Genomic DNA, 12,027 nt, shown 5'->3' with positions numbered 1-12,027 from the left:
TCATCAGCGACTGACCAGATTGGAGCGGGACATATCCTGCTCGTCGCTATGAGAGTCGTTTGCGCATTCCTCGGCTAGGCGGGCGGTCAGGCCAGGCTCTAGCCACTCGCCGCTGGCAATTTGCACAGCGTTGGCACCTACGCGCAAGTAATCGGTGACGTGGTTGCTAGTAAAAATGCCCCCCGTACCAAAGATCGGCAACTTAATGCGGGCATCATGGGCCAGCTCGTACACGCAGCGCAAAGCCACTGGCCGCAACGCTTCGCCTGATAACCCTCCGATAAGGGGCTCAGTGTTAGCATCATCAGGTAAGTGTAAGCCTTTGAGTGTATTGCACGCGGCTATAGCCGAAGCGCCACCTTCCTGCGCGCCCAGCGCCAGACCGCGAATAAAGTCGGGCCACGGGGGCAGCTTTACCACTATAATTGCCTCAGGCCCCAGCTCATTGCGCACGGCTTCGGTAGCATCGCGCACAAACTTGGGCGTAATCTCGGCGCCTTTGGCCGTATCAGAACAGGTGATATAAACTTCGACACCCGCAATTTGCCCCCCAGCCTCGCGCTTGAGGAAGCGAGCGATTTTGCGGAAGCCCGGAATGCCTGGGGCGGTGATGCTTACCAGCACCGGCACGCCGTAGCGCAGCAGATTCGGCAGATGCTCATGCACCAGAATTTCCGCGTTTTCAGTGCGCATGTTAGTGGCGTTGAGCAGAGTTTGATCCGCTACCTGCCAGATGCCTTGCTCATACAGTCCTGGCTTGGGCTCCATGGTCACAGTGCGGGTAAAAATGGCCCCTAGGCGCTCGTAGCCCGGCCCATCCAGATGCCAGGAGGCCGCGGCCAAGCAGATGGGGTTTTGAAGTGTAACTGCGCCTAACTGCATGATTGATTTTACTTTAAACTATTGACTCTTATCGAAGCCTCAACTAAAATAACCCTAAAAGCAAAGCGCCCGGTTCATCACCGGGCGCTTTATTGGTCAGTTAGTTAGATTATGTTGTCGCGGTTGATCAGGAAGGGAACGCAGTCGCGGATGTCCTTCTGGCCGAGGATGAACTGGGCTACGCGGGCCATACCGACACCAGCACCGGAGTGCAGCTTCACGCTGCGGATGGCACCGAAGGCCGCGGCTTGAGGGGCGAGGTTGTCTTGCATGTTGACGTGAAGCTTGAAAAAGTTATGAGTAGAGGGTTGGATACAAAGCATCCTCGCTGCCTACCGACTCAACCTAACATAAAAAAACCGCTTCGGAAACCGGAGCGGTGAACGGAAAAAACAGGAAAAATGGAAAGACCAACGGAACAAAAGACCTTCCGGTCTTCTCGCAGAACGGCGCTATGGGGCGTTCTGCGCTTCATTAGATTTTATTCTTAGGGTGGAGCACGACGCAAAAGTACTAATACTTTCCACACCTCCAAGAGGATACAAATTAATTTAATGTTACCGCAATGTTACCAACTAGTCATAAACCACTCTCATGAAGGCATACCGATTTTAGCATCAGAGCTAGTCAACTATCTGAAAAATAAATTTTTATCTGGTATCCTCTTTTGCTTTTAGTAGTACTGAACACTATCTGTCTTTAACTCTATATTCCCTTTTGCTATTTTAAGCATTACTTATAGCGAACGGGCGCCTTATTGTTATAATACAATTTATTACTTTTGACTATTATTTCATGTAGCGCTTATATAGTGTAAGGCCCGAAAAGCTGATTTGCCACTTACCACCTGAAATGTCATTCATCCAATTGGTATGGGCGGAGCGCGAACCCTTCATCATTACATATTGCAAATACTCTCAGCAGTGTGCAATCAGTTGGGACCTATATTTGCGTTCCGATTATCTGACCTTTTCTATTTCTATTCTTTGAGTATGAAAAAAATAATCGTAGCCCTGTTAGTGAGTGGCTTAAGCTTATTTTCCTCAGCTACGCAGGCACAGGGCATCGCTCCGACGACTCCTATAGCGTATAGCGAGAAGGTACCTGTAGAAGGTAGCAACTCCGTTACCCTGTATCACCACGCGTTATTGTGGACCCAAGAGAAGTTTCTATACAACCCTAAAAGCAACGTTCAGGCTAACCCGGAAACGAAGGAGATTAGCTTGACGGGCACGAGCAAGATAAAGATGGCGGCGGCCAAGACCTCAGGTCCTGAGCAGGTACGTATTCTGCACTTCAACTTCCGGTTTGGCATCACGGAGCAAGGCTATAGTTATAATGTAAGCACTTTTCGCGTCGTTCCGGATGAGAAAGATCCCACGGTTATGGTGCCTCTTGAGGAATACATAAAGCAGCTCAGCGAGGAGCGCACCAATACACGCACGCGCAACGACCGACGTGTAACGGCCCAGGCCAATGCCGTTGCCAGCGATGTAGCATCGGCCTTTCGCTCTTACATGAACAGCCAGCCTGTAGTAAAAGATGGAGAAATAGGCTTACCTACTGATGGTGAAGAATAACCAGCCAATACTGCTGCTAAAAGCCTAAAAAAGCCCCCAATGCTAACCTTAGCCACGTGGCAACCTAAGCAAGCGCACCTGACACCAGGTTAAGCTCAACCTGTAACGCCACGACAAAAGCGGGTGTGGAGGCTGAATTGCTAATACCCGATAAATTTAGATTACTCTCAGATTAGGCGGCTTTTATTAGCAATTTTATTTCTAACTATCATCCCCTTATAGCCGAGCTATAAAATGCAGAAAGCCGCGTTGCAGCGCGGCTTTCAAATCCCTTCCATATTCACTCGGGGCAGTTAATACAAAAGTAGTGCCTTAATTTTTATACAATAATTCCAATATTCATTTGATAAGCTTCTAGTACTGACAACAGTAGCATAAGCCACTCCCGGACTGATGCTGAGGACAGAGCTTCAGTTTACCGGCCCATCATCGACCCTAGATTCCACGACGCTCTGCACCGATGCGGACACAGCTGACAGCAGGTCGTAGCCAGTTGCTTTTTCAATAGCATCTACGGAGGTGCGGTAAGTGGCCCACTCAGGATTCAGGTTGCTGGTATTCGGCGTATTAACAGCAATAACGCGCGTATCAGCCGCGACGCGGCTTACATCATCGCTGCCCGCTGTCAGTACCACAATCACTTTCCATATGCGGTTGGGCACTGTTATTTTGCCGTCTGCTATGGTATTCGCTTGGCCATCAGAGCCAGTACCTCCCCTGCCGTAGCTTCCGCAAATAATGTATAGCTCATTACCCGAATCGACGAGGGTGCGGCAGTAGTTTTCGAGGTCAGCCCAGGTACGCTGATTGTTATTAGGAGCCTGCGGTATAATGTTGGTCATCAGGAAGGTAGCCGAATTATCGGCTACCGAGCCAGTGCGGTCGGCGGAAGGGCAATTGTGGCCCCGGTCGAAGCCTGAGCCGGTGTAGCTGGCACTGGTAGCCCGAAACCAGCCGGTGGGCAGAGCATTGTCGGGCGCAAAGTTGTCCTGACGTGAAGCGCTACCAAGCCACGCTTTGCTCAAGTGCCAGCTAACCCAGTTGGGTGTGCCCCGGTCGCGGTGATACGACAGAGCATACTGGGGTTTCTCCATCAGGTAATTGGTATAAGAGGCAGGGTCCGTAGTCGCGCCACTAGGATTGCCCATCGCCAGCGGGTTATCACGAACTTCGGCAGGTGCTACAGAATCATCGGAGCAGGAAACGGCAAGAGTGCTCAGCAAGCCAATACAGAGCAATCGATAGAAAATATGCTTCATCGTATGAGAAAGCGAAGTAATATATGTGAGGACAAGGCTGCAGATTGAACAACAAAGGTGCGCCCTGCTAAGCCAATATTTATGAATTCAGGCTTATAGTGGGCCAAACGCTTCAGTTAGCGGTTGCATATAAAAGTCCTTTTAAATTGTTTCCGAAAGGCTTTTCAGCTGATAAACTATGTGGCCTGACCCTACCATGAGTTACCTCACGGAATCGAGCACAAGAGTTGTTCCCTTCTGGGGGGCTTTTTTAGCGGCCCGCAACAATAGATACATTTGGCTAGCTTTTCTACTTCCTGCAACACTCTTCCATGCCTTCTACTGACGCTTTTTCGGTTGACACGCTTATTATCGGGGCAGGACAGGCCGGACTGGCGGCAGCTTATTATGTGCAGCGCCGGGGCGTACCGTTCGTAATTCTGGACGAGCGAGCTGCCGTGGGCGACGTCTGGGCGTCGCGATTTGAGGCATTGCGCTTATTCTCCCCGGCCTGGGCCAGCAGCTTGCCCGGCCTGGAGTGGCCGGGGGGCAAATTTCGCTATCCTACCAAAGATGAAGCGGCTGCTTACCTGAGCACGTACGCCGAGCACTTTCACTTCCCCTTGCATCTTTCCCAGCGTGTTGCCCGCGTATCACCAACCCCAAACGGCTATGCTATCAGTACCACGGCGGGCCGGCAGTATCAGGCGCGACGGGTGATAGTGTGTACGGGTGCCTACAATGCCCCACGCCGACCCGAATTTGCCCCCCAGCTTCCTCACAAGGTTGTTCAGCTTCACAGCCGCGACTACCAGTGCCCGCAGCAAGTAGCCGGTACCGGGCCAGTGGCGGTAGTAGGCAGTGGCAACTCAGCCCTGCAAATTGCAGCCGATTTAGCCTCAACCGTCCGGCCTGTGTACGCCGCCTTCGACGAACACACGCCGGCCATGCCCAATAATATGCTGATGTGGGCGATGCTCACCGCCACCAGACTGCTGCGGGCGTCGCGCCATTCGGTGGTAGGCTCATACATGATGCGGCAGCCTGAGCCCGTGGTCAGCGGCGACCTGGCCCGACTGCGCACTTTCCCCAATGCCCGGTTCATCGGGCGGGCGCTGGGCGTAGATCCGGGGGGCATTTTGCGCGGCCGCCACGCCAGTACTCCTACCCTGGAAGCCGTGATATGGGCCACCGGCTTCGGACCCAATTTTAGCTGGATTGAAACCCCCATTTTCGATGCTGACGGCTACCCCAAACACTACCGTGGCCTGACGGCCGCGCCGGGCCTGGCCTTCCTCGGCTTGCCCTGGCTCAACAGTCGGGGCTCTGCCCTGATGGGCGGCGTGGGTGCCGATGCTCGCTACGTTGTAGAGCAACTGTTTAAAACCCAGCCGCACGATAAAGTGGTCGGGTAGCTACTAACTGTGCCTATGATGATGGAAAAGATCAAAAAGCACATAATTATGCTGAAACCTGATGCCGGGTTCTGAGGTTCAAGAGAGTACATTTACTAACCGGCCTTGTTGCGTTGGCGTGTTGACTCCGGTTTTATTTCTTTCTCGCCTTAAACTCCCACTCGTATGTCTTTCCTTCTTTTTGTAGGGTTGATGATTGCTACTGCCCTCATCGCCCTCAACACTCTGGATAACCTCAAGGCTATGCTGAAGCCCCAGCCGATTCGGATTCCGAACCGCTAGGTAGCGCTTGACTGCAAAGTCGCAAAAACGGTCCTTACTACTGCGTAAGGACCGTTTTTTTGCTCTTAGCTCATAAAAAAAGCAGCCCCCGATATGGTGAGGCTGCTTTTCTTTTAAGCGACGAAGTAGCAATGTTATCGGATTACCAGCTTACGCATTTCGCTGGCGTTATCCGATTCGAGCTTTACATAGTAAAGGCCGCTGGCAAACCTGCTCAGGTCAAGGGTTTTGGTGAAGCGGCCATTAAATTCAATCAACGATTCGCGGTAGATTACGGAGCCGATCACGTTCAGAATACGCAGCTCCGTTTTGCGGCCATTGAAGCCGTTAATATCTATATGAACAATACCAGTGCTGGGGTTGGGATACACCAATACGTTTTTTTCATCAGCGGTCGGACGGCTGGATGTAGTAGGACTGGCGGGCTGCGCATTGGCAGCCGGCACGCCAGTGCACAGCGGGCCAAGCACGAAGGCGAAAAAACACAATAGTAAGCGTAGAGTTTTCATCATATCAGACCGTTAGGCGATTGGCGCATCGGTTAAAATCTTAACGTCAGACGCTCAATTTGGTTTGCAAAGGTAACGCTTGAATTTCAACAAGATACATAAAATATAACTTATCTTCTATAAATAAAGGATTCGGCCTTGTTTTTCACCATTTTATATTCAAAAAAAATTTGGACGTTCTTATTATTGGTGGGGGTTTGGGGGGCCTTACAGCCGCGCTGGATTTGGCGGGCCGGGGGCACCACGTTACGGTGGTGGAGCGCAAGCAGTACCCGTTCCACAAGGTTTGCGGAGAGTACGTATCCAATGAGGTGCTGCCTTACCTGCGGCGGCTTGGCGTAGACCCAGCGGTACTAAAGCCAGCCAACATTACGCAGTTTCTGCTCAGCTCGCCGGCGGGCCGCACGCTCACCGTCCCGCTCGATCTGGGTGGATTTGGAGTGAGCCGCTACACACTGGATTATTTCCTGTATCAGCAGGCCGAGGCGCGCGGGGTGGAGTTTCACCAGGGAGCTACCGTCACAGATGTCACGTTTATTGATGATGTGCACCACGTAAGCCTGGCCGACGGCAGGGTTTTGGAGGCCCGCGTTGTGCTGGGCGCGTACGGCAAGCGCGCCAACCTCGACCGCCAGTTGCAGCGGCCGTTTTTCACTAGGCGTTCACCTTACCTAGGTGTAAAATACCACGTACGGCTCGACTTTCCGCGCAACCTGATTGCCTTGCACAACTTCGCCGATGGCTACGCAGGCATCTCTGCTATTGAAGAAGATAAATACTGCTTCTGCTACCTCACTACTCGCCAGAACCTTAAGGCTCACGGCACTATTCCGGCTATGGAAGAGCAGGTACTGGCCCGCAATCCGCGGCTGGGGGGCATTTTTCGGGATGCTGAGTTCCTGTACCCGCAGCCGGAGGTTATCAACGAAATATCCTTTGCCCCCAAAAACTGCGTGGAAAACCACATTCTGATGTGCGGCGACGCGGCAGGCCTGATTACGCCGCTCTGCGGCAACGGCATGGCCATGGCTATTCACGGCGCCCAGGTAGCCAGCGCACACATTCACGAGTTTCTGACGGGCCGCACCACAAGGCCGGTGCTGGAAGCTACTTATCAACGCGAGTGGCAAGCGCACTTTGGCGGGCGTTTGCGGGTGGGGCGGGCCGTGCAGGGGCTTTTTGGAAAGCCTTTTTTAAGCGAAGCTGCTGTGGGCGGCTTGCGCTACTGGCCCGGAGCCGTACGCGCCCTGATGCGGCAAACCCACGGTGAAGTATTTTGAGGCGGATAATACAGCCACAAATCAGATAGCGCCGGACGGAAAAACCTGATTGTCCGTCTCCTACGTAAGCATAGCTATGCTCTTCGATAGAGCACCTAATCAGGCAAAAACTTGCACCGGCACCGGGGCGGTAATTTGCGTATACTTCGCTTAATGAGCAGCTACCTGTGTGCCATCGGCACGGCCAACCCTACCCATGTTATTCCGCAGCCCCAAATTGCCACCTTTATGGCCGAGGCCCTGCAACTCGATGAGAACGAGGCGCGCAAGCTGCTCGCCCTCTACCGCGTCACGGGTATCGGCCAGCGCTACTCTGTTTTAGCTGATTATAGCCGGTCCAACGGCGAGTTCGATTTCTTCCCTAACACCCCTGACCTAGAGCCGTTTCCGTCGGTAGGGCAGCGCATGGCCGTGTACCGAGAGTGCGCGTTACCCTTGTCGGTGCGGGCGGCGCAGGACTGCCTGCGCCAGGTACCAGAGGTTACGCTGGCCAGCATCACGCACTTGATTACGGTGAGTTGCACGGGCATGTACGCACCGGGCCTGGATCTGGAGCTGGTGCAGAAGCTAGGTTTGCGGCCCAATGTGCAGCGTACCTGTGTCAATTTTATGGGCTGCTACGCGGCATTTAATGCCTTGAAGCTGGCCGATGCTTTTTGCAAAGCCGACGCTGGCGCAAACGTGCTTATTGTGAGCACGGAGCTTTGCACTATTCATTTTCAGAAAAACCGGGAGGAAGACCACTTAGTGTCCAACGCATTGTTTGGCGATGGGTCGGCGGCGGCGCTAGTGCGGGCCGTGCCAGCCGCCAATGGGGCCAGCTTAGAGCTTGCGGCTTTTCATTGTGGCATTGAACCCAATGGGCACGCTGATATGGCTTGGCACATCAACGATTTTGGCTTCGAGATGACACTTTCTTCGTACGTGCCGCGCCTGATTCAGAAAGGCATCCGGGAGCTGACGGATGGCTTGCTCGAAAACTTGCCCATTCAGCTACCCGACATTCACCACTTTGCCATTCATCCCGGCGGGCGCAAGATTCTGGAAACCATTGAGCAGGAGTTGGGACTAACTACGCACGACAACCGTTTCGCTTACCAAGTGCTTCGCGACTACGGCAATATGTCGTCGGCCACAGTGCTGTTTGTGCTGCACGAGTTGCTACAGTCGCTGACCGAAACCGACCGGGACGCGCCGGTGCTGAGCTTTGCCTTTGGGCCGGGCCTGACACTGGAGGCGATGCTGCTGAAAGTGGCTTTTGGCGACAATTAGTTCCGGCAAATATCTCTGCGTCAAGCACCTCGTTCATTACTCAACCCCCCCCCCCAGACGCATGAATCTTCGCCAGCGCGCCACCGAGCCCGAACTCATGGACGACCTGACCCTGGCGTCCGATGCGCTGCGGCAGAATCTGGATGAGCTGGAGTTCATCAATACCCGCCTGGGCGGCTACGGGGTGGTGACGGATGCGTTAGAGCGCCTGCGCGCCAAAATGCCCCCCAGACGCCCGCTGCGCCTCGCAGACCTGGGCAGCGGCGGCGGCGACACCCTACGCTTCATTGCCCGCTGGGCCAAGCGCCACCACATACCCGTAGAGTTGGTTGGCATTGATGCTAACCCGTTTATGCTAAACTACGCCACCGAAAAAAGCCGAGCCTACCCAGAAATCAGCTTTCAACAGCAGGATATTTTTGCGCCGGAATTCCGAGCCCAGCATTTTGATGTCATCACCTGCAGTTTGTTCTGTCATCATTTCACGGATGCTGAATTGGCCGGCTTGCTGCGACAGCTGTGTCAACAAGCCGGTGTAGCGGTGATTATTAACGACTTGCACCGGCACCCGGTAGCTTATCATAGCATCAAATGGCTTACGCGTTTATTTCGGGGCTCCTACCTAGTGCGGAATGATGCGCCGCTGTCGGTGGCGCGGGCTTTCACCAAAGCAGATTGGCAGCGCATTCTACAGCAGGCTGACATTGAACACTACGAGCTAAGCTGGCGCTGGGCCTTCCGTTGGCAGGTAATTATCTAAAAATACAGCTCCTGCATGATCCGAAACGTATTGGCGTGCGCCTCTACAATGTCGGCGATACGCTCGGAGTAGCCGCCACCCATGCACACCACTACCGGCAGCTGATGGCGGTGGCAAAGCTCGAGCACAAACTGGTCGCGCTGGTGGCAGCCTTTACGGGTAAGGGCAAGGTGGCCGAGCTTATCCGTCGCCAGCACATCAACGCCAGCCAGATAAAACACGAAATCGGGCTGCACCTCGTCCAGCAGGCGCGGCAGCGTATCGGCGAGTAGTTTCAGATACGTGGTGTCGTCAGTTTGGTCAGCAAGAGGCAAGTCGAGGTCCGATAGCTCTTTGCGGTGCGGATAGTTGCGGGCGCCATGCATGCTGAAGGTAAATACCCGCGGATCATGCTGGAAAATAGCCGCCGTGCCATTGCCCTGATGCACATCCAGATCTATAATCAGGACTTTCTGAATGGCTGGTTCATGAGCTAACAAGTAGTTAGCTGCCGCGGCTTGGTCATTAAGCAGGCAGAAACCTTCCCCCCGGTCGGCAAAAGCGTGATGGGTGCCACCGGCAATATTGGCTGCTACGCCGTGACGCAAAGCCCGCCGAGCGCACTCAATCGTGCCGCCCAGAATAGTGACTTCGCGCTCAATTAATTGCTTCGACCATGGAAAACCTGTCGCCCGCTCTTCCTGGCGCGTGAGCTGGCCGAGGCGCAGCCGGCGGTAATAGTCTGCCGTATGCGTACGCAAAATTTCTGCGGCCGCAGGCGGCTGAGGGGCAAATAGGTTGGCTTCCGTAATGGCCCCCTCCCGCAGGAGCTGCTCGGGTAGCAGTTCGTACTTCAGCATCGGAAAGCGGTGGCCATCGGGCAGCGGGTGGGCATAAAGCGGTGCCCAGGCAATAGAAAGCATGTAATAGGTTAGTAGTATGAAACTCGTCCGTCATGCAGAGGCGGAGCCGAAGCATCTCGCGTGTTTAGCGCGATCAATAACCTCACGACCGTGAGCGAGATGCTTCGCTGCGCTCTGCATGACGGTCCGAGCGTGCCACTTAGTAATGTAATTCCGTAACCTTTGTTAGCACTTGGGCATAAAAAAGCCCCGCTACACGTAGCGGGGCTCGGCTTTAAGTGGGGCATACTGGGCTCGAACCAGTGACCCCTACCTTGTCGAGGTAGTGCTCTGAACCAACTGAGCTAATACCCCAAAGCCAACTGGCGGCGGCCGGAAAGGGCCAAATATACACGCCTCATCTATTGATGCTACTCCGTGAGGCAACAAATTTTTTTAACCTCAGCGGAGCTAGCGCGTAACGTGCTATAGAAACCTACAATCCAGTTCGTCTCACCTTAGCATTATTACCAGCTGGCAACAGGTTTGCCCCCTTCTTACCCGTTTTGTTTTATGAAAAAACTACTCCTACTCTTCACGTTTTGCGCCGCCGCTTTCTCTGCTTCTGCTCAAGATGGCCCTATCGGCGTGCGCTCCTCCACCGACTACGGCGTTGGCAGCAGCGACTCACGCAACAACGGATTCGGCATAAAAGCAGGCTTCAACCTATCCGACTTGCGCGGTCAGGACAAAGGTGCTTATCAAGACCTCGAAAGCCTCAAGTCTTACCACGCCGGCGTGTATGCCCAGTTCGCCTTAAACGAAAAATTCTCCATTCAGCCGGAGTTTTTATTTTCGCGCAAAGGCTTTGATGCCCAAGCTTTTGACCTGGTAACGGGCCAACCTGCTGGCAGCAAAGAGGAAACCCGCCTCGACTACCTACAGGTACCCGTACTGCTCGTTTACAATATCGTCGACAACGTCAGTATTCACGTTGGTCCGCAGGTTTCACTGCTCGTCAATGCCAAGTACGCCGGGCGAGAGCGCAGCATTTCGGATGTTGGCCTCAACAGCCTGGAGTACGGTGTGGTAGGCGGCGTAGAAGCCCGCGTTGGTCCGGCTCGCCTCGGCGCCCGCTACGACCTTGGCTTAGCCGACATCTACAACGACCCGCAGGATGCCGGTGCTGATGCTTATGATAACGTGAAAAATGGCGTGTTCCAGGTGTACCTCGGAATCGGCATTTCTAACTAATTTGCCCCTATCAGTCTTTTCAAGAAGGAAGCCCACTGCGGCTTCCTTTTTTTGTGTCGTTTTCCTTGCCGTTCGCTATGCCGTTTGCCACCCTGCTCCTCGTTCTCCCCGATCCTACCGACGCGTTACCTCTTATTAATCGTAGCCGGGAGCTGCTGGCTGAGCGTGGTATGGGTGTATTAGGTGCCTGGGCCCTGCTGAACTTAGTGGTGAGTGGCTACTTCGTAACGCGCACTGACAAGCGCACCGAGTGGCACTACTTCCATCAGATGAACGTAGGCTGGAATATGGTCAATGTGGCCCTGGCCGTGTACGGAATACTTAATGCGCACCCCAACCAAGTTACCGGCATGACACTGGCCGACAGCTTCACGGCGCAATTCAACTTCGAGAAAATCTTGCTGTTCAACGCCGGCCTCGACGTGGCATACATAGCCACAGGCAGTTGGCTCCGAGCCCGCCCTGCCTCCACAAACCACCGGCCTGAGCGGCTGCTTGGCTTTGGTCGCTCCTTATGGGTGCAGGGGGCTTTTTTGCTGGTATTTGATGCGTGCTTCTATTTTGTGTATCATCAATTTGCGGCCGAACTGCTGGAACTGCTTGCTTAACGGTAGAGGCGCGTATTCGCGTCTTAATTGTCGCGGTTGCAGGTTCGTTAGCACTGGTCGTTCAACAATTAGACGCAAATACGCGTCTCTACATTCTGAATCACAGCAATTAAAAAGCCCCCCAGA

General features: G+C 53.9%; 12 protein-coding genes and 1 tRNA gene. 7 read left to right on the top strand and 6 right to left on the bottom strand.

Annotated elements, in window-relative coordinates:
- Positions 1–3 precede the first annotated feature (3 nt).
- Positions 4–882 (bottom strand): dihydroorotate dehydrogenase, encoded by an 879-nt coding sequence (locus H8B13_RS04660; RefSeq protein ID WP_261990241.1) that lies wholly within the window; start codon positions 880–882, stop codon positions 4–6.
- Positions 883–986: 104 nt separating this feature from the next.
- Positions 987–1,205, bottom strand: a complete 219-nt coding sequence (locus H8B13_RS04655; RefSeq protein WP_187309687.1) for a hypothetical protein — start codon at positions 1,203–1,205, stop codon at positions 987–989.
- A gap of 669 nt (positions 1,206–1,874) precedes the next feature.
- Between H8B13_RS04655 and H8B13_RS04650 the strand changes: the two genes are divergently transcribed.
- Positions 1,875–2,462 (top strand): DUF4468 domain-containing protein, encoded by a 588-nt coding sequence (locus tag H8B13_RS04650; RefSeq protein ID WP_187309686.1) that lies wholly within the window; start codon positions 1,875–1,877, stop codon positions 2,460–2,462.
- A 410-nt stretch (positions 2,463–2,872) separates the two neighbouring features.
- On the opposite strand, the gene H8B13_RS04645 is transcribed toward H8B13_RS04650, so the two are convergent.
- Positions 2,873–3,721 (bottom strand): DNA/RNA non-specific endonuclease, encoded by an 849-nt coding sequence (locus tag H8B13_RS04645; RefSeq protein ID WP_187309685.1) that lies wholly within the window; start codon positions 3,719–3,721, stop codon positions 2,873–2,875.
- A gap of 311 nt (positions 3,722–4,032) precedes the next feature.
- Between H8B13_RS04645 and H8B13_RS04640 the strand changes: the two genes are divergently transcribed.
- The gene (locus H8B13_RS04640) at positions 4,033–5,115 is read left to right on the top strand and encodes a flavin-containing monooxygenase (protein WP_187309684.1); all 1,083 of its coding nucleotides are present in this window, start codon (positions 4,033–4,035) and stop codon (positions 5,113–5,115) included.
- Positions 5,116–5,531: 416 nt separating this feature from the next.
- On the opposite strand, the gene H8B13_RS04635 is transcribed toward H8B13_RS04640, so the two are convergent.
- The gene (locus H8B13_RS04635) at positions 5,532–5,909 is read right to left on the bottom strand and encodes a T9SS type A sorting domain-containing protein (RefSeq protein ID WP_187309683.1); all 378 of its coding nucleotides are present in this window, start codon (positions 5,907–5,909) and stop codon (positions 5,532–5,534) included.
- A 167-nt stretch (positions 5,910–6,076) separates the two neighbouring features.
- Here H8B13_RS04635 and H8B13_RS04630 point away from each other — a divergent pair, with 167 nt between their 5' ends.
- The 3 genes from H8B13_RS04630 to H8B13_RS04620 all read left to right on the top strand — a co-directional run bounded on the left by H8B13_RS04630 (position 6,077) and on the right by H8B13_RS04620 (position 9,218).
- A complete protein-coding gene (locus H8B13_RS04630; protein WP_187309682.1) occupies positions 6,077–7,186 on the top strand; it encodes an NAD(P)/FAD-dependent oxidoreductase in 1,110 nt (369 codons plus the stop codon).
- 153 nt (positions 7,187–7,339) lie between these two features.
- Positions 7,340–8,458, top strand: a complete 1,119-nt coding sequence (locus H8B13_RS04625; RefSeq protein WP_187309681.1) for a type III polyketide synthase — start codon at positions 7,340–7,342, stop codon at positions 8,456–8,458.
- A gap of 61 nt (positions 8,459–8,519) precedes the next feature.
- On the top strand, positions 8,520–9,218 hold the full coding sequence (locus H8B13_RS04620) for a methyltransferase domain-containing protein (RefSeq protein WP_261990240.1): 699 nt from the start codon (positions 8,520–8,522) through the stop codon (positions 9,216–9,218).
- On the opposite strand, the gene H8B13_RS04615 is transcribed toward H8B13_RS04620, so the two are convergent.
- A complete protein-coding gene (locus H8B13_RS04615) occupies positions 9,215–10,120 on the bottom strand; it encodes a histone deacetylase (protein ID WP_187309680.1) in 906 nt (301 codons plus the stop codon). The genes H8B13_RS04620 and H8B13_RS04615 overlap by 4 nt on opposite strands.
- Before the next feature lie 219 nt (positions 10,121–10,339).
- Positions 10,340–10,414: transfer RNA gene (locus tag H8B13_RS04610), tRNA-Val, on the bottom strand.
- 198 nt (positions 10,415–10,612) lie between these two features.
- On the opposite strand from H8B13_RS04610, the gene H8B13_RS04605 reads away from it, so the two are divergent.
- Together H8B13_RS04605 and H8B13_RS04600 are read left to right on the top strand one after the other, a co-directional pair.
- A complete protein-coding gene (locus H8B13_RS04605) occupies positions 10,613–11,293 on the top strand; it encodes a porin family protein (RefSeq protein WP_187309679.1) in 681 nt (226 codons plus the stop codon).
- Between the two features lie 77 nt (positions 11,294–11,370).
- Positions 11,371–11,901 (top strand): DUF6992 family protein, encoded by a 531-nt coding sequence (locus tag H8B13_RS04600; protein WP_187309678.1) that lies wholly within the window; start codon positions 11,371–11,373, stop codon positions 11,899–11,901.
- The last annotated feature ends 126 nt before the right edge of the window (positions 11,902–12,027 follow it).

Source organism: Hymenobacter sp. BT188 (genome assembly GCF_014333585.1).
Taxonomy (GTDB): Bacteria; Bacteroidota; Bacteroidia; order Cytophagales; family Hymenobacteraceae; genus Hymenobacter.
The sequence above is the reverse complement of the archived record's forward strand: the minus strand, read 5'-3'. Positions and strand labels throughout refer to the sequence as shown.